The 16,333-nt window shown below is 69.3% G+C and carries 15 protein-coding genes; 2 read left to right on the top strand and 13 right to left on the bottom strand.

Translation table 11 applies throughout. The features are described from left to right. The first annotated feature begins 212 nt into the window (after positions 1 to 212). Complete coding sequence (locus AC1PPL_RS17960) at positions 213 to 1,193, top strand: porin (RefSeq protein ID WP_479973836.1); 981 nt, start codon at positions 213 to 215, stop codon at positions 1,191 to 1,193. Positions 1,194 to 1,200: 7 nt separating this feature from the next. Here AC1PPL_RS17960 and AC1PPL_RS17965 read toward each other — a convergent pair whose 3' ends face one another. After that, positions 1,201 to 2,487, bottom strand: a complete 1,287-nt coding sequence (locus AC1PPL_RS17965) for a CaiB/BaiF CoA transferase family protein (RefSeq protein ID WP_479973837.1) — start codon at positions 2,485 to 2,487, stop codon at positions 1,201 to 1,203. A gap of 128 nt (positions 2,488 to 2,615) precedes the next feature. On the opposite strand from AC1PPL_RS17965, the gene AC1PPL_RS17970 reads away from it, so the two are divergent. Then, positions 2,616 to 3,530: a LysR substrate-binding domain-containing protein gene (locus AC1PPL_RS17970; protein WP_088888632.1), complete on the top strand. Its 915-nt coding sequence runs from the start codon at positions 2,616 to 2,618 to the stop codon at positions 3,528 to 3,530. Between the two features lie 88 nt (positions 3,531 to 3,618). Here the strand turns inward: AC1PPL_RS17970 and AC1PPL_RS17975 are convergent, their stop codons facing one another. From AC1PPL_RS17975 to AC1PPL_RS18030, 12 genes are all read right to left on the bottom strand, one after another. Continuing rightward, the gene (locus AC1PPL_RS17975; protein WP_103736886.1) at positions 3,619 to 4,041 is read right to left on the bottom strand and encodes a PaaI family thioesterase; all 423 of its coding nucleotides are present in this window, start codon (positions 4,039 to 4,041) and stop codon (positions 3,619 to 3,621) included. Then, positions 4,038 to 5,195 carry an acyl-CoA dehydrogenase family protein gene (locus AC1PPL_RS17980; protein WP_479973838.1) on the bottom strand — a complete coding sequence of 386 codons (1,158 nt, stop codon included), beginning with the start codon at positions 5,193 to 5,195 and terminating at the stop codon, positions 4,038 to 4,040. Before AC1PPL_RS17980 ends, AC1PPL_RS17975 begins: the two co-directional genes overlap by 4 nt. 26 nt (positions 5,196 to 5,221) lie before the next feature. Continuing rightward, the gene (locus tag AC1PPL_RS17985; protein WP_479973839.1) at positions 5,222 to 6,430 is read right to left on the bottom strand and encodes a thiolase; all 1,209 of its coding nucleotides are present in this window, start codon (positions 6,428 to 6,430) and stop codon (positions 5,222 to 5,224) included. Beyond that, positions 6,427 to 6,810: a Zn-ribbon domain-containing OB-fold protein gene (locus AC1PPL_RS17990; RefSeq protein WP_172205255.1), complete on the bottom strand. Its 384-nt coding sequence runs from the start codon at positions 6,808 to 6,810 to the stop codon at positions 6,427 to 6,429. Before AC1PPL_RS17990 ends, AC1PPL_RS17985 begins: the two co-directional genes overlap by 4 nt. Before the next feature lie 95 nt (positions 6,811 to 6,905). Beyond that, a complete protein-coding gene (locus AC1PPL_RS17995; protein WP_312792454.1) occupies positions 6,906 to 7,883 on the bottom strand; it encodes a tripartite tricarboxylate transporter substrate binding protein in 978 nt (325 codons plus the stop codon). 17 nt (positions 7,884 to 7,900) lie between these two features. Continuing rightward, positions 7,901 to 9,415 (bottom strand): class I adenylate-forming enzyme family protein, encoded by a 1,515-nt coding sequence (locus AC1PPL_RS18000; RefSeq protein WP_479973840.1) that lies wholly within the window; start codon positions 9,413 to 9,415, stop codon positions 7,901 to 7,903. A 1-nt stretch (position 9,416) separates the two neighbouring features. Beyond that, the gene (locus AC1PPL_RS18005) at positions 9,417 to 10,391 is read right to left on the bottom strand and encodes a Bug family tripartite tricarboxylate transporter substrate binding protein (protein ID WP_103736889.1); all 975 of its coding nucleotides are present in this window, start codon (positions 10,389 to 10,391) and stop codon (positions 9,417 to 9,419) included. A 259-nt stretch (positions 10,392 to 10,650) separates the two neighbouring features. Then, entirely contained in the window at positions 10,651 to 11,859 is a 1,209-nt protein-coding gene (locus AC1PPL_RS18010; RefSeq protein ID WP_479973841.1) for an acetyl-CoA C-acetyltransferase, read from the bottom strand. A 66-nt stretch (positions 11,860 to 11,925) separates the two neighbouring features. Then, a complete protein-coding gene (locus AC1PPL_RS18015) occupies positions 11,926 to 13,206 on the bottom strand; it encodes an acetyl-CoA hydrolase/transferase family protein (protein ID WP_479973842.1) in 1,281 nt (426 codons plus the stop codon). Positions 13,207 to 13,377: 171 nt separating this feature from the next. Next, a complete protein-coding gene (locus tag AC1PPL_RS18020; RefSeq protein ID WP_479973843.1) occupies positions 13,378 to 14,172 on the bottom strand; it encodes an enoyl-CoA hydratase/isomerase family protein in 795 nt (264 codons plus the stop codon). Between the two features lie 78 nt (positions 14,173 to 14,250). Continuing rightward, positions 14,251 to 15,144 carry a MaoC family dehydratase gene (locus AC1PPL_RS18025; protein ID WP_479973844.1) on the bottom strand — a complete coding sequence of 298 codons (894 nt, stop codon included), beginning with the start codon at positions 15,142 to 15,144 and terminating at the stop codon, positions 14,251 to 14,253. Between the two features lie 187 nt (positions 15,145 to 15,331). Beyond that, positions 15,332 to 16,249: an SDR family NAD(P)-dependent oxidoreductase gene (locus AC1PPL_RS18030; protein ID WP_011803589.1), complete on the bottom strand. Its 918-nt coding sequence runs from the start codon at positions 16,247 to 16,249 to the stop codon at positions 15,332 to 15,334. Positions 16,250 to 16,333 lie beyond the last annotated feature (84 nt).

Below are 16,333 nucleotides of genomic sequence, written 5' to 3' on the forward strand. Positions count from 1 at the left end.
CTTGGCGGCCTGCATGCGCCCTTTTGTTCGGGCAGGCCGCAGTCCCTGTGGCCACCTGGAATCCCGAACCGTCTGCCGGGCGCGTCATCGCGCTGGCCATTCCTGCGATGGCCAGTTTCATTGCTCTCCCTGCTGCCTGCGGCAGCGCCACGCCCATGCCTTCCCCGAGAGGGAGCGGCAGGGCGTTTCATCACACAAGGAGTCTCCCCAGGATGCGCATGTCCCAATGCCTGCCTCTCAGTTTTGCCACCCTCGCCGCCCTCGCCCTGCCGGCCGCCGCGCAGTCGCAAGTGACCATCAGCGGCTATCTGGACACCGGCGTCTTTCGTGACTACGACAAGACCCGCAAGCTGGGGACGATCCAGCGCAGCCATCTGGCGGTGGCCGGCACGGAAGACCTGGGCGGTGGCCTCAAGGCCACCTTCCGCCTGAGCACACGCTTCGAGCTGGACACGGGGCAATCCGAAGGGGCGGGCAGCAAGCCCTTCTGGCATGACGAATCCACCGTGGGCCTGCAAGGCGGCTGGGGCCAGTTGCGCCTGGGCCGCGCCCTCAGCGCGATGTGGAGCCAGGAATGGAAGTTCGACGCCTTCTCGAACTTCAACCGCATTGCCTCCACCGCCTGGCACATGGCCCACTACTACACGCCTACCGACCGCGCCAGCAACAACGGCGCCGCGGAATATGGACGCATGACCAACGGCATCTACTACGACTCGCCCACCTGGGACGGCTTCTCGTTCAATGCCAGCGCCTCGACCGAGCGCACCCAGGCACCCGGCCGCGACGGGCGCGGCGGCTCGGTGGCACTGAACTACGACCAGGGCCCGGTGGCCGCCATGGTGGGCTACGAGCGCAACGGCAGCGGTGACAAGGACCTGTTCCTGGGCGGCCTCTACCGCCTGGGCGCCGCCACGCTGATGATGGCCTACGACCACAGCCGCGCGGGGAGCAGCCCCGATACATCACGCATGGTGTCGGTGGGCGGCATTTACGCCCTGGGTGTCACCACGCTGCGCGCCAGCTACGGTCGCCAGCGGCTGAACGACGGGGTAACCCACCACATGGCGTCACTGGGGGCGGAGTACCACCTGTCCAAGCGCACCATGCTCTACGCGAGCCTGGGGCACCAGCGCTACGAACACAACCCCTCGCGCACGGCGTTCGGCGTGGGCGTGGCCCACGCCTTCTGACGCTGCCTCAGAGCACGCGCTGCGCGCGCAGCGCCTGCAGCTGCGCGGCATCCAGCCCCAGCCGCTCGCGCAGCACCTCGTCGGTGTGCTGACCCAGTGCGGGCGGGGCATAGCGCAGGGTGACGGGCGTATCGGACAAGCGCAGCGGGCTGGCGGTGGTCACCACGCGGTTGACCACCTCGCCGGCCGGCGGCTGGGCGCCGGGGTAGCGCTGCTGCTCCACGCGCAGTCCGCGTGCGCGCACCTGCGCATCGTCGAACGCCTGGCCGACGTGGTTGATCGGGCCGCAGGGCACGGCCTTGTCCTCCAACAGCGCGATCCAGGCGGCCGTGGGCCGCGTGCGCGTGAGGGCGGCCATCAGGGGGATCAGCGTCTCACGGTGGGTCACCCGGCCGGCGTTGGTGGCAAAGCGTTCGTCACCGGCCCAGTCGGTACCCGCCGCTTCGCAAAAGCGCGCGAACTGCCCGTCGTTGCCGATGGCCAGCAGCATGTTGCCGTCCTGCGTGGGAAAGTCCTGGTAGGGCACGACGCTGGGGTGGGTGTTGCCCTGGCGCTTCGGAATGTTGCCGGCGTTGAGGAAGCCCGCACCCTGGTTGGCCAGCACCGCCATGGCCACGTCCAGCAACGCCATGTCGATGTGCTGGCCGCGTCCCGTGCGGTGGCGCGCCTCCAGCGCACCCAGGATGGCGGTGGTGGCATACATGCCGGTGAACAGGTCGATCACAGCCACGCCCACGCGCATCGGGCCGCCGCCAGGCTCGCCATCGGCATGGCCGGTGATGCTCATCAGGCCGCTCATGGCCTGGATCAGCAGGTCGTAGCCGGCCCGCGGCGCATACGGCCCGGTGTGGCCGAAGCCGGTGACCGAGCAGTAGATCAGGCGCGGGTTCAGGGCCGACAGGCTTTCGTAGTCCAGCCCGTAGCGCTTGAGGCCGCCGGTCTTGAAGTTCTCCACCACCACATCGCTTTGCTGGGCCAGCTCGCGGATCAGCCGCTGCCCCTCGGGCGTGGCCATGTCCACGGTGACGGAGCGCTTGTTGCGGTTGCAGGCGACGAAGTAGCAGGCGTGTTCGCTCGGCTGGCCGTCGGCATCGGGAAAGAACGGCGGGCCCCAGTGGCGCGTGTCGTCGCCATCGCCGGGCTTCTCGATCTTGATCACGTCGGCGCCCATGTCGGCCAGGTTCTGGGTGCACCACGGGCCGGCCAGCACGCGCGATAGGTCGAGTACGCGCAGATGGCCGAGCGCGCCGGCGCGGCCTGCGCCTGGGGAAGAGGAGGAATCAGGGGTGGTCATGGACAGGCGGTGTTTGCCGAGCGGAAAGCGCATGGTACGGCCAGCCCCGGCGCCGCGGCTTTGCATTTGTGAAAGCTGGCGTTCACGCAGGGCCGCCAGGGTATCCAGCGCTTTCTACAATGCCGGCCATGGCCATGCATTTCGATCTTGTGGATCTGCGCCTGATGGTGCACATCGCCGACGCCAACAGCATGACGCGCGGCGCGGAACTCTCCTTCATCTCCCTGCCGGCGGCCAGCACGCGCATCAAGAACCTGGAAGAAAGCATCGGCACCAAGCTGCTGTACCGCACCAGCCAGGGCGTGACGCTCACACCGCCGGGCCAGGCCTTCGTGTCCCACGCGCGCATGGTGCTCGGGCAGATTGAACACCTGCGCGGCGACATGCAGGAATACGTGCGCGGCATCAAGGGCCATGTGCGCGTGTTCGCCAACACCACCTCTCTGGGCGAATTCCTGCCGCCGGTGCTGCGGCACTTCCTGCGCCGCAACCCCGACGTGAACATCGACCTGCGCGAGCGCCTGTCGCACGACATCGTGCGCGCCGTGACCGAGGGGCAGACCGACATCGGCATCGTCGCCGGCCTGGTGCGCACCGAGAACCTGGAGACCCTGCCCTACCGCCGCGACCGGCTGGTGTTGGTGGTCCCCAAGGGCCATGCCCTCGACGGCGAGATGCAGATCGACTTTGCCGACACGCTGGAGCTGGACTACGTGGGGCTGCACGAATCCAGCGCCATCCACGCCTTCCTGCGCCACGCCAGCGACCAGCTGCACCGCCCGATCAAGCTGCGCATCCAGGTCGGCAACTTCGAGACGGCCTGCCGCATGATCGAGGCCGGCGTGGGCGTGGGCGTGCTGCCCGAGTCCGCCGCCAGCCGCCATGCGCAGGCCATGGCCATCGCCATCGTGCCGCTGTCGGACGCCTGGTCGGTGCGCGAGATGCAGATCTGCGTGCGCAGCATGGAGGCCCTGCCCAGCTTTGCGCAGGAACTGGTGGACCTGCTGGTGGCCGATGCGCAAGGGCGGCTGCAGCTGGAGTGACCGCCGCAGCCACAGCGGTAGCGGCAGCGGCCCGCGCGATCTTTGAATGAAATTGGCCTCTAGCCCTTGCTAGACAAGCGCTAGCAGCTCACTTTTTTGAATCAAGCGTGGTCGGCGCCAGCCAGTACTTGAAGGTGCCGTGTGCGGTGGCCACGAGCCGGCCGTCCTCGTCCAGCAGCTGGCCCGCGCAACTGCACAGGCTGCGCGTGGCATGCACCACCCAGCCTTCGGCCAGCAGCGCGCCGCGCCCCGGGCGGTGAAAGCGACTGCTCATCTCCACCGTCACCGCGGTCTGCGAGGGCGCCTCGGGCAGCTCGCCCGCGGCGCGCGACATCACGGAATCCAGCAGCGCCATGACCACGCCGCCATGCGCAGCGGGTAACTGGTTGAGCAGTTCCTCGCGCAGGTGCGGCAAGCGCACCTGCACCTTGCCCGGCGGCGCCGGCACCTGCGCGGCGCCGATCAGGCGCATGAAGGCGCTGCGGTCCACCAGCGGCGGCACCCCGCTCATGCGGCGCGCGCCTCGCGCACCATGTTGCGCGCGATGATGATCTGCTGGATCTGCGTCGTGCCCTCGTACAAGCGGAACAGGCGCACGTCGCGGTAAAAGCGCTCGATGCCGTACTCGGCCATGTAGCCTGCGCCGCCCAGGATCTGCACCGCGCGGTCGGCCACGCGGCCGCACATCTCGGTGGCAAACATCTTGGCGCACGAGGCCTCGGTGGAGACGTTGTGCCCGTCGTCGCGGCGGCGCGCGGCGTCGATGGTCATGCACTCGGCGGCGTACAGCTCGGCCTGGCTGTCGGCCAGCATGGCCTGCACCAACTGGAAGTCGCAGATGGGCTGGCCGAACTGCTTGCGCTCCAGGGCATATGCGAGGGCGTCGCGCAGGATGCGCTGGGCCACACCCACCGCCACCGCGGCGATGTGGATGCGGCCCTTTTCCAGCACCTTCATGGCGGTCTTGAAGCCGCGGCCCTCCTGCAGGCCGATGAGGTTGGCCGCCGGCACCTTGACGTTGTCGAAGTTCACGTCGCAGGTGTGGGCGCCGCGCTGGCCCATCTTTTTGTCGTACTTGCCAAAGCTGATGCCGGGCGTCTTGGCGTCCACGATGAACGAGGACACGCCGCCCGCGCCCTTGTCGGCCGGGTTGGTGCGTGCCATCAGCGTGAACATGCCGGCGTGCGGCGCATTGGTGATGTAGCGCTTGGTGCCGTTGACGATGTAGTGGTCGCCGTCCTTGATGGCCGTGGTGCGCAGCGATGCGGCGTCCGATCCCGCCTCGGGTTCGGTCAGCGCGAACGAGGCGATGACCTCGCCGGTGGCCAGCTTGGGCAGCCACTGGGCCTGCTGCTCGGGCGTGCCATCCATCAGGATGCCCTGCGAACCGATGCCCACGGTGGTGCCGATGATCGAGCGGAAGGCCGGCGCCGTCTGGCACAGCTCGAACAGTACGCGGCACTCCTCCTCCATCGTCAGCTCCAGGCCGCCGAACTTCTCGGGAATGGTCATGCCGAACAGGCCCAGCTCGCGCATCTCCTGCACGATGGACTCGGGGATTTCATCGGTCTCGGCCACTTCGTTCTCGGCCGGCACCAGGCGTTCTCGCACAAAGCGGCGCACGCTGTCGAGCAGGGCTTCCAGGATGTCTGGGTCGCGGATCATGAGGGTTCTTTCTTCGGTATGCGGGTTCAGAGGGTGTCGGCGGTGCCGAGCACGGCGGTGGACTGGCTGGACAGCGTGCCGCCGTTGCCATGCACCACGGAGGTGTCATGACGCGATAGCTGGCGCGCGCCGGCCTCGCCACGCAGCTGGCGCACGGCCTCGATCAGCGCGAAGATGCCGTACATGCCCGGGTGCACGCACGACAGGCCGCCGCCGTTGGTGTTCACGGCCAGGCGCCCGCCGGGCGCGATGCCGCCGTTCTGCACGAAGGCACCGCCCTCGCCCTTGGCACAGAAGCCCAGGTCTTCCAGGAACAGCAGGGTGTTGATGGTGAACGCGTCGTAGACCTGGGCCATGTCCATGTCTTTGGCCTGCAAACCCGCCATCGCGAAGGCCTGGGCGCCCGACTGCGCTGCCGCGGTGGTCGTCAGGTCGGGCATGCAGGAGATCTGGCGGTTCCAGATCGCGGTGGCATTGCCCAGCACATAGACGGGCGGATTGGGCAGGTCGCGCGCGCGCTCGGCGCGGGTGAGCACGAGGGCGCCGCCACCGTCCGTCACCAGGCAGCAGTCGCGCACGGTGAGCGGGCTGGCGATCGGCCGGGCCGCCAGCACATCCTCGATGGTGAGCGGGTCGCGCATGAACGCCTCGGGGTTCTGCTGCGCCCAGGCGCGTGCGGCCACGGCCACCTCGGCCAGTTGTTCGCGCGTGGTGCCGAATTCGTGCATGTGGCGCGCGGCGGCCAGCGCATAGGCGGACACGGGCAGCACCGGCTCATAGGGAAATTCGTAGGGCTGCGGGTCCAGGAAGCGGCGTGCGGCCACGCTTTCCTTGCGCCCGAAGGTGGCCGAGCGCTGCGCGCTGCCGTAGCACACCAGCACGGCCTTGCACTGCCCGGCCTCCAGCGCGCGGATGGCGGGCAGCAGGTGGGCGATGAAGCTGGAGCCACCGATCATCGTGCCGTCCACATAGGTCGGGTTGATGCCGAGGTGTTCGATCACCGGCATGGTCCACATGCTGGCGTTCACACTGCAGGTGGCCAGGCCGTCGATGTCCTGCATGGTCAGCCCCGCGTCGGCCACGGCCGCGTGTGCTGCACGCACCAGCAGCGTCATGTCGTCCATGCCGGGCGCCTCGCCGCAGCCGTAGGTGGCGGCGCCGACGATGGCTGCGCGGCCGCGCAGCGGCCGGTTCACGGCGGCGGCGTCCAGGGGGGATTGCGGAACGCGGCTCATGCGGCACCCCCTTGCGCTGCGGGCTGGAACAGCACCAGGCCGCGCCCGTCCTTCTGCGCCACGCGGGCCTGCACCCGCTGGCCGATGCGCACGTCTTGGGGCGCCACCCCCTCCACGCGGCTCATCATGCGCACGCCTTCATCCAGATCGATCAGCGCGACGTTGTAGTTGCCCCCCGCGTCCGCCTTGCGTGCGATGGTGGTGGCGGAATACACGGTGCCCAGGCCGCTGGCACGCACCCAGCGCAGCGGGCTGGCGCCACAGTGCGGGCACAGCTCGCGCGGCGTGAATACGTGGTTCTTGCACTGCGGACAGTGCTGCAGGCAAAAGCGGCCGGCATCCAGCTCGGCCTGGTAGTGGGTCTGTGCGCTCAGGTGCATGGGATTCTTCGAGTCTTCGGAGTACGAGGCACAGCATGCCCCGGCCACCGCATCACTTCAATTCGACAATCTGAAAGGGCGTCTTCGCCGCGGCATCAACCCGGCGTGATCCCCGCCGTCTTGATCACCTTGGCCCACTTGTCCAGCTCGCCGCGCAGGCGCTGGCGCATCTGCTCCTGCGTGCCGGGATCGGCCTCGGCGCCGGCGTCCAGCAGGCGCTGGCGTACGGCGGGGTCTTTCATCGCGGTGTTGAAGTCGGCGTTGATCTTGTCCAGCACAGCCTGGGGCGTCTTGGCGGGCGCGAACAGCGCGGCCCACGAATACGCCTCATAGCCCGGCAGACCCGATTCCACGCCCGTGGGCACGTCGGGCAGCATGGCCGAGCGCTGGCGGCTGGCCACGCCCAGCACCTTCACGCGGCCGCTCTTGATGTGCTGCAGCGCCGTGGGTGCGTCGCTGAACATGAGCTGCACTTGGCCGCCCAGCAGGTCGTTCATCGCGGGGGCGCTGCCCTTGTAGGGAATGTGCTGCAGCTTGGTCCCCGCCTCCATGTTGAACAGCTCGCCCGCCAGGTGCGTGCCGCCCCCGTTGCCCGACGAGCCATAGGCCAGCGGCGTGCCCTTCTTGGCCAGCGCGATCAGCTCCTGGATGGTGTTGGCCGGCACCGAGGGGTGCGCCACGATGAACACGGGGAACATGGCCGCGAAGCTGATGGGCGCGAAATCCTTCTCGATGTCGTAGGGCAGCTTGCCCATCAACGAAGGGTTGACCGAGTGGTGGATGGCACCCACGAAGAGGCCGTAACCGTCGGGTGCCTCCTTGGCGGCGGCCGTGGCGCCCACCACGCCGCCCGCGCCGGCGCGGTTGTCGATGACGGTGGGCGTCTTCCAGATCTCGGACAGCCTGTGGCTGAAGACGCGGGCGGTGGTGTCCACCGGGCCGCCGGGCGGGAACGGCACGATGAAGCGCACGGGCTTGCTGGGCCAGGGATCGGCCGCGAGCGCCGCCAGCGGATGGGCGGCGGCAAGCAGGCTGCCGGTGATGAAGCTGCGGCGGGAGGTGGTGGAATGCATGGTGTGTCTCCTATCGTTCAGGTGGTCAGGCCCAAGGCCTGGTCTTTCAAGGTGCGCTTGAGCACCTTGCCGTTGGTATTGGTGGGCAGCTCGCTCAGAGCGACGATGTGGGACGGGCGCTTGTAGGGCGCGAGCAGCTCGCGCAAATGGGACTGCATGGCATCGGCATCCAGCGCGGCGCCGGGGCGCAACTCCACAAAGGCCACGATCTCCTCGTTGCCGTCCTCCACGGTGCGGCCCACCACGGCCGAGCGCTGCACGCTGGGGTGGGTGTTGAGCGCGGTCTCCACCTCGGCGGGGTAGACGTTGAAGCCCGAGCGGATGATCATTTCCTTCAGGCGCCCCACGACGAACAGCGCGCCGTCGGCATGCATCTCGCCCAGGTCGCCGCTGGCGTACCAGCCGCCCTCGCGCATCACCGCGGCCGTGGCCGCGGGGTCGCGGAAGTAGCCGGGCATCAGCCCCCGGCCGCGGATCCACAGCTCGCCGCGCTCGCCCAGCGGCAGCGGCTCGCCGGTGGCCGGGTCGGTCACGCGCACCTCGGCCTCGGCCACGGCGTAGCCGGCACTGGTGTCGGGCCGCTGCTCGCCCAGGCGCGTGAGGTGCACCGAACCCGCGTATTCCGACAGGCCGTAGCCGTGGTGCAGCGCCTGGCCGAAGGCGGCCTCCACGCGCTGCTTCAGCGCCAGGTCGAGCGGGCCCGCTCCGGTGTAGAGATAGCGCAGCGCCGGCGCCTCGGGCCGCTGGATGCCGCGCTCCTGCAGATGCGCCAGCAGGCGCGAGAACAGCGCGGGCGGCCCCTGCAGCTGCGACACGCCATGGTGGACCAGCGCATCCAGCAGGTCGTCGGGATCGAACTGCGGACGCATCACGAGCTGCGCACCGGCCAGCAGCGAGCTGATCAGCACCGTGCCCAGACCGAAGATGTGGGTCATGGGCACAAAGGCGTAGCTGCGGTCCTGCGGACCCAGCGCACGCGATGCCCCCGACACACGCGCGAAGTGGATCAGCGCATCGTGCGTGAGCATCACGCCCTTGGGCTGGCCCGTGGTGCCCGAGGTGAAGATCAGCGAGGCGACCGTATCGCGCAGCGCACCTGCCTCAGGCTGCGCGTCCTGGAGAACTGCGCCGTGCTGCATGCCCGGCAGCGCGGAATCGACCGCCGCGAAGCGCTGGGCATGCGCGGCAGCGCTGCGCGATGCCGCAGCCGTGAAGAACACCACGCGCGCATCGGCCTTGCCGACGAAGGCGTCGATCTCGGCGGGCGCCATGCGTGCGTTCACGCCGCAGGACCAGGCGCCCACGCGGCTGCAGGCCAGGATCAGCGCAGCATGCTCGGGGCAGTTCTCGGCCACCACCAGCACGCGGTCGCCAGGGCGCACATCCAGGGCCCGCAGTTCGGCCTCGGCCGTGTCGGTGAGCGCGCCCAGGTCGACAAAACTCAGGCTGCGGCCGTCCGGCAGATGAATGAAGGGCCGCGCGGGCGCCTCGGCCAGCCAGCGGTCCAGCAGGTGATGGATGCGCTCTGCCATCTCAATCCACGGTGATGCCCTGGGTCACCGTGGCCCACATGGCGCGCTCCTGGGCGCCGCGCTCGGCCAGCTTCTGCGGCGCGCCGGTCCACTCGTCGTAGCCCAGTTCCTTGTAGCGCTTCTTCAGATCGGGTTGCTGCAACGCTGCATTGACGGCCTTGTTGAGCTTGGCCACCAGCTCGGGCGACATGCCCTTGGGACCATAGACGCCGTACCAACCACCCACGTCGAAGCCCTTGAGGCCGTCGATGCCCGACTCGGCGAACGTGGGCACGTCTGGCAGCGAGGCATTGCGCTGCGGCGAGGTGACGGCAACGGCGCGCACCTTGCCGCTGTGGATGTAGGCGCTGGCGGTGCTGATGATGTCCAGCATCATGTTGAGCTGGCCGCCGATCACGTCCGTCATCGCCGGGGCGTTGCCCTTGTAGGGGATGTGGTTCATCTCGATGCCGCTGCGCTTGGCGAACAGCAGCGCGCCCAGATGGTTGGATCCGCCCACACCGGCCGAGCCGTAGGCCAGCTTGCCCGGATTGGACTTGGCGGTGGCCACCAACTCGCGCACGCTCTTGTAGGGCTCGTTGTTGTTCACCACCAGCACGTTGTAGTAGCTCAGGATGGGCGCCACAGGCGTCAGGTCCTTGGCCGGGTCGAACGGCATCTTGGTCATCACATTGGGGCTGATGGTGATGGTGGGGCTGGCCGCAAACCACAGCGTCATGCCATCGGGCTTGGAGCGCACGACCTCGCTGCCGGCAATGGTGGCGTTGGCGCCGGTCTTGTTTTCCACCATGACCGGCATGCCCAGTTCCTTGGACAGGGCCGGTGCGAACAGGCGCGCCCCCTGGTCCACGGGGCCACCCGCGGCATAGCCCACGATGAGGCGCACGGGCTGGCCGTCCTGCGCGGCGGCAGGCAGAGCGAAGGCGAAAGGCGCCAGGGCCAGGGCGGCCGTGGCGAGACGACGGGAAGCGGGCATGGTGTGTCTCCTGATGTTGTAGGTAACGCGGGCACCGCTGGGGCGAAGGGCCAGCGCGTTGGCAGCAATGGTGCGGCCCGGTGCGCACGCTGGGAATCTGCTTTTGCCAAAGCCGGGGTTCAGGTGTCCTTAGGGCCAGGCCAACAACGCGCACGCTGGCGCGCGCCTTGCACCGCAGCCGTGCAAGGCGCCAGGTCACGCAGTCACACGCGGCGGTCTGCGGGGGCGCAGATCCGCCGCTCAGTGCAAGCGCCGCGCGTCAGACGCGCTCGAACACCGCGGCGATGCCCTGGCCGCCGCCGATGCACATGGTCTCCAGGCCGTAGCGGCCCTTGCGGCGCTGCAGCTCATGCAGCAGCGTGGCCAGGATGCGCACGCCCGTGGCGCCGATGGGGTGGCCCAGCGAGATGCCCGAGCCGTTGACGTTGAGCTTGTGCGCGATGGCATCCTGGTCCCGCCATTCCCAGCCCTTGAGCACGGCCAGCACCTGGCAGGCGAAGGCCTCGTTGAGCTCCACCAGATCCATGTCGTCGATGCGCAGGTTCAGCCGCGCGAGCAGCTTCTTCACGGCCGGCACCGGGCCGATGCCCATGTGCGAGGGCTCGCAGCCCGCGGCCGCCCAGCCCACCAGCGTGGCCATGGGCGTGAGGCCCAGCTCGGCCAACTTGTCCTCGGCCACGATCAGGCAGGCGGCCGAGGCATCGTTTTGCTGGCTGGCGTTGCCGGCGGTCACGGTGCCGTTCGGCATCAGCACGCGCAGCTTGGCCAGGCTCTCGGGCGTGACGTCGGCGCGAAAGCCCTCATCGCGGGCAAACGTGACCGGCTCGCCCTTGCGCTGCGGCACCTGCACGGGAACGATTTCGTCGGCAAAGCGGCCCGCCTCCCAGGCGGCGGCCGCACGCTGGTGGCTGCGCAGCGCGAAGGCATCGGCCTCCTCACGCGTAATGCCATAGTCGCGCGCCAGGTTCTCCGCCGTCTCGATCATGCCGCTGATCTTGCCGAAGCGCTCCACCGGCTGCGAGCGTTCACGGCCGCGGTCCAGGCGGTCAAAAAAGCGCACATTGCCAGAACGCGCGCCCCAGCGCATGTCGGTGCTGTAGTACTCGATGTTGCTCATGCTCTCCACGCCGCCGGCGATCACCACGTCGGCGGCGCCGCTCTGCACCATCATCGACGCGGTGACGATGGCCTGCAGGCCGCCGCCGCAGCGCCGGTCCAGCTGCATGCCCGGCACCGACACCGGCAGGCCCGCCTGCAGCGCGGCCCAGCGGCCTACGCAGGGCACCTCGCTGTTGGCGTACGACTGGGCCATCACCACGTCGTCGATGCGTGCGGGGTCGATGCCGCTCCTCTCGACCACGGCGCGCACCGTGGTGGCGGCCAGCTCCTCGACGGGCACGGGCCGCAGGCTGCCGCCAAAGGTGCCGACAGGGGTGCGGACGGGGGTGACGATGGCGGCTCTGCGCATGGTGTTGCTCCTTGAAATATGAATGAAAATGGCCGCTAGCGCTTATCTGGATTGCGCTAATAGCTATCAAATTTGAAATGCCGCGCCACAGCGGCGCAGCGTGTCGTGGGCCTGGCGCTCCAGGTCGGCGCGGTGTTCGGGGGCGGCAATGTCGATCAGCCGGCGCACGCGGCGCGACAGCGTCTGGCCGCGCAGGTCGGCCACGCCATGCTCGGTGACGATCAGACCCGCGTCGCTGCGCGGCGTGCTCACCGGGCCCGAGAGCTGCGCCACGATGCGCGTCTTGCCCTTGGCGGTGGCGGGCAGGGCCACGATGGGCAGGCCGCCTTTGCTGCGGGCGGCGCCGCGCAGGAAGTCCACCGCGCCGCCCACAGCGCCCACGTAGCAGCCGGCGGCCACCTCGGCATTGATCTGGCCGGTCAGGTCTACCTCGATGGCCGCGTTGATGGCGGTGAGCTTGTGGCTGGTGGCCAGCACCTCGGGGTCGTGCGTGTAGTCGGTGCCGCGCAGCTCGATCTGTGGGTTGCGGTGCGCCCAGCGGCGTAGCTTCTCGCCGCCCATGAGGATGCCGCCAATGCCCACGCCGGTGTCCAGGCTCTTCCTGGCGTTGGTGAGCACGCCGGCCTCGGCCAGAGCGGCAATGCCGTCGCCCACCGCGCCGCTGTGCAGGCCCAGGTCGCGGTGGCCGTGCAGCGCGGCCAGCACGGCCTCGGGCAGGTTGCCGATGCCCAGCTGCAGCGTGGCGCCGTCTTCCACCCACCCCGCCACATGGCGCGCAATGGCCTGCTCCACCGGGCCGGGCGCGCTGCGGCTTTGGTCCAGCGGCGGGTGCTCGGCGTCGATGAGCAGCGCGAAGTCGCTGGCCTGCAGGTGCAGGCCGCCGTGCGTCCAGGGCACGTCGGGGTGCACCTCGGCAATCACCACGCGCGCGCGCTCGATGGCGGCGGGCAGGTATTCCTGCACCAGCCCCAGGCTGTAGCGGCCCTGCGCATCGGGCGGCGACACCTGCAGCAGCACCACGTCGGCCGGCAGCACCCCCGCGCGGATCAGGCCCGGCAGATGGGAATAGTGGCTGGGCAGGATGTCCAGCACGCCGGCCTGGGCCAGGGCGCGGTGCGGCCCGCCCGCGGCATAGCCGAAGAAATCGATGGCGTCGGCCTGCCCGGGCTGGAGCGTGTCCGACGCGCCGATGCCCACGAACACGCGCAGCCGCCCGCCCTGCGCCAGCGCGTGGCGCTGCTGCACCACGGCGCGCGTGAGCGTCAGCGGCTCGGCCGTGGCCTGGCCCCACCACAGCGTGTCGCCGGGGCGGATCAGTGCCTGCAAACGTTCGGCCAATACGCTCATATCAGCCATCCATGGCGCAGCGCGCCCCCCGCAACCCATGAAACTGGCGCGCCGGCACCGGTCCGATGGCCGCGGAGCAGGCCATGCCAGCGGACGCCGTGGTGCGGGCTTTGCCCGGCCACTGGCGTCGCCCCCCTGGGGGGATGGCGCCGAAGGCGACACGGGGGGGAGTCATTTCCTGTCCCAGTCGAAGCGCAGCGGCTGCTTGTCCTTGAACCGTCGCACCGCGTCCTGGTGGTAGTCGGAGCCACGGCACACAGATTGCGCATAGGACTCCAGCTCGGCGATGGTGCGCGCGTCGCTCTCGAAGGACTGGTTCATGATGGTCTTGGCCATGCCGATGGCAGCCGTGGAGGCCTCGCCAAAACGCCGCGCCAGCGCCAACGCGGCCTCGGTCAACGCGGTGGCGTCGGCCACAATGTCGAACACCATGCCCAGTTGCTTGGCTTCTTCGGCATCGACGGTGCGCGCGGTGAAGACCAGCTCCTTGGCCTTTTGCTGGCCCACGATGCGCGGCAGCAGGTGCATCGCGCCCAGGTCGGGGATCAGGCCAATGCGGCCGAACACCGCGCAGAACTTGGCGCGGCGCGTGGCCAGCACGAAGTCGGCCGCCAGCGCCAGGCTCAGGCCCGCGCCGAAGGCCGGGCCGTCCACCGCGGCGATCACGGGCTTTTCCAGGTTCACGAGTTCGGGGAACCACTGGTGCAGCTCGCGCATGCCCTTGCGAAAGGCCAGGCCGGTGCGGGTGGTGTCCAGCATGGCCGAGATGTCGCCGCCCGAGCAGAACGCGCCGCCCGCGCCGGTGAGGATGACCGCGTGCACCTGCGCGTCGTCGCGCATCTGCGCGATGGCGGCGGCCAGGGCCGGGCGCATGGCCTGGTTGAGCGCGTTGCGTGCCTCGGGGCGGTTCAGGGTGATGGTGCCGATGCCGTCCTGCACGGAGGTCAACACGGGGGATGCGCTCATGGCGTGCTCCAGGGTATTTGATTCAGAACGAGCTCCAGCGCTTACCTATGAAGCGCCGGCAGCTCACTTTTTGATAGCTCACGCCAGTTCGGCGAAGCCGTGGCTCAGCACCACCTTGTCGCGTTCGAGCACACGGGCGCGCAGCTGCACCTGCGCCGGCTGGCCGGGCACGCGCCAGATCTCGGTCACCAACGTCTCGCCTGGGTACACCGGGGCGGCGAATCGGATGTCCAGCGCCTTGAGGCGCGCGGGATCGCCGCCACAGCACTGGCGCAACACCGCATGCGCCACCAGGCCGTAGCTGGCCAGCCCGTGCAGGATGGGGCGCTCGAAGCCGGCCTTGGCGGCCACGGCCGGGTCGGCGTGCAGCGGGTTGTAGTCGCCCATCAGGCGGTAGAGCAGCGCCGCCTCGGGGCGGGTGGGTTGGGTGTCGGTGAAGTCGGGCGCGCGGTCCTGCGGCGTGGGCTGCAGTGCGGGCAGCGGTGCGTCGCTGGGCTGGCCGCCGCCCTGCTGGCTGTAGCCGCCATCCCCGCGCAGGAAGGTCACCTGCTGCACGGTGGCCAGCAGCTCGCCGGCGGCGGTTTCCAGGCGCCGCTCGGTCACCATGATGGCGCCCTTGCCCTCGCCCTTGTCGGTCAGGTGCGTGATGCGGTTGTGGCCCACGACCTCGCAGCTCGCGGGCAGCGGGCGGTGCAGGCGCATGCGCTGCTCGCCATGCAGGAGCTTGACCCAGTCGATGCCCGTGTCCGGCTCGCGCGCCCAGAAGCCCGGGTAGCCCAGCACCACGGCCTGCGACGGCAGGGCGCGCAGGCCGCCTTCCAGCCCCTCGTAGACAAAGCGCAGCGCGCTGGCGTTCAGCGGATCGTTGCCCAGCCCGAGGCTGAGCGCGTAGAGCATGGTGTCGCGCTCGGTGTAGTGCTGGTGCACCGGCGGGAAAACCCGGCTTTTCAAGTGTTGGTAGTCAATAGCCATTTCGTTCCTCCATGACGCTGCGCGTCACCTGCATCGCTTGAAACTGGCGCGCCCCACACCAGGGCAGCCGAGCAAGGGCCTGGGCCTGCCGCGCCGCCCCGCAGCGAGGGCTGCGTCCCCCTTCCCGTAGCGCGCAGCGCTGCGAGAGAAGGGGGAAGGCGCGCAGCGCCTCAGGGGGTTGTCTCTGTCACACAGGATCCCAGGAGAACACGTCGCCCGAGCGCTCCATGGGCACGAACGAGGCCTTGAGCGCGGGCATGCCGTGCTCGGCGATGAACTCGGGCGTCCAGCCTTCGCTGCGGTGCACCGAGCGCAGGGGGCGCGGCTGGCTCATCAGGAAGATCTCGTTGTTGCGCACGGCGAAGACCTGGGCGTTCACGTCCTGGGCCTGGTCCGACAGCAGGTACACGGCCAGCGGGGCGATCTTGTTGGGCGTCATCTGCTGGATCTTGGCCACGCGCGCCTGCTGCTCGGGCGTGTCGGTGGGGATCGAGCCGATCATGCGGCTCCACGCAAAGGGCGCGATGCAGTTGGAGCGCACGTGGAACTTCTGCATGTCCAGCGCGATGGACTTGGACAGCGCCACCAGCCCCAGCTTGGCCGCGCTGTAGTTGGCTTGGCCGAAGTTGCCGATCAGGCCCGAGGTGGAGGTCATGTGCACGAAGGCGCCGCTCTCCTGCTCCTTGAAATGGTTGGCGGCCGCGCGGCTCATGTAGTAACTGCCGTACAGGTGCACCTTGAGCACGGCGTCCCACTCGTCCAGGCTCATCTTGTGGAAGAAGCGGTCACGCAGGATGCCCGCGTTGTTGACCACGCCGTCGATACGGCCGAAGTGGTCCAGCGCGCACTGGATGATGCGGCCCGCCGCGGCGGCCTCGGCCACGCTGTCCATGTTGGCCACGGCCTGGCCGCCGGCGGCCTTGATCTCCTCGACCACCTTCTGCGCGGGGCCGGCGTCGGTGCCTTCGCCCGTGGTGGAGGTGCCGATGTCGTTCACCACCACCTTGGCCCCGGCGGCGGCCAGCGCCAGCGCCATGTCGCGCCCGATGCCGCCGCCAGCCCCCGTCACCACCACCACCTTGTCCTGCACCATCTTCTGCGCCATGTCTGTCGTCCTTTGTTTGCGATAGGAAATCAATGGCTGCGAGCATGACGGCAAAGGGCCGCCCGCGCTATTCGGCAATCGCAA

The sequence above is a fragment of the Diaphorobacter sp. B2A2W2 genome (assembly GCF_056730635.1).

Excerpts from the sequence above, each read along its gene's own strand:
- AC1PPL_RS17960 (WP_479973836.1), top strand. The coding sequence starts at position 213 with ATGCGCATGTCCCAATGCCTGCCTCTCAGTTTTGCCACCCTCGCCGCC.
- AC1PPL_RS17965 (WP_479973837.1), bottom strand. The coding sequence starts at position 2,487 with ATGACCACCCCTGATTCCTCCTCTTCCCCAGGCGCAGGCCGCGCCGGC.
- AC1PPL_RS17970 (WP_088888632.1), top strand. The coding sequence starts at position 2,616 with ATGGCCATGCATTTCGATCTTGTGGATCTGCGCCTGATGGTGCACATC.
- AC1PPL_RS17975 (WP_103736886.1), bottom strand. The coding sequence starts at position 4,041 with ATGAGCGGGGTGCCGCCGCTGGTGGACCGCAGCGCCTTCATGCGCCTG.
- AC1PPL_RS17980 (WP_479973838.1), bottom strand. The coding sequence starts at position 5,195 with ATGATCCGCGACCCAGACATCCTGGAAGCCCTGCTCGACAGCGTGCGC.
- AC1PPL_RS17985 (WP_479973839.1), bottom strand. The coding sequence starts at position 6,430 with ATGAGCCGCGTTCCGCAATCCCCCCTGGACGCCGCCGCCGTGAACCGG.
- AC1PPL_RS17990 (WP_172205255.1), bottom strand. The coding sequence starts at position 6,810 with ATGCACCTGAGCGCACAGACCCACTACCAGGCCGAGCTGGATGCCGGC.
- AC1PPL_RS17995 (WP_312792454.1), bottom strand. The coding sequence starts at position 7,883 with ATGCATTCCACCACCTCCCGCCGCAGCTTCATCACCGGCAGCCTGCTT.
- AC1PPL_RS18000 (WP_479973840.1), bottom strand. The coding sequence starts at position 9,415 with ATGGCAGAGCGCATCCATCACCTGCTGGACCGCTGGCTGGCCGAGGCG.
- AC1PPL_RS18005 (WP_103736889.1), bottom strand. The coding sequence starts at position 10,391 with ATGCCCGCTTCCCGTCGTCTCGCCACGGCCGCCCTGGCCCTGGCGCCT.
- AC1PPL_RS18010 (WP_479973841.1), bottom strand. The coding sequence starts at position 11,859 with ATGCGCAGAGCCGCCATCGTCACCCCCGTCCGCACCCCTGTCGGCACC.
- AC1PPL_RS18015 (WP_479973842.1), bottom strand. The coding sequence starts at position 13,206 with ATGAGCGTATTGGCCGAACGTTTGCAGGCACTGATCCGCCCCGGCGAC.
- AC1PPL_RS18020 (WP_479973843.1), bottom strand. The coding sequence starts at position 14,172 with ATGAGCGCATCCCCCGTGTTGACCTCCGTGCAGGACGGCATCGGCACC.
- AC1PPL_RS18025 (WP_479973844.1), bottom strand. The coding sequence starts at position 15,144 with ATGGCTATTGACTACCAACACTTGAAAAGCCGGGTTTTCCCGCCGGTG.
- AC1PPL_RS18030 (WP_011803589.1), bottom strand. The coding sequence starts at position 16,249 with ATGGCGCAGAAGATGGTGCAGGACAAGGTGGTGGTGGTGACGGGGGCT.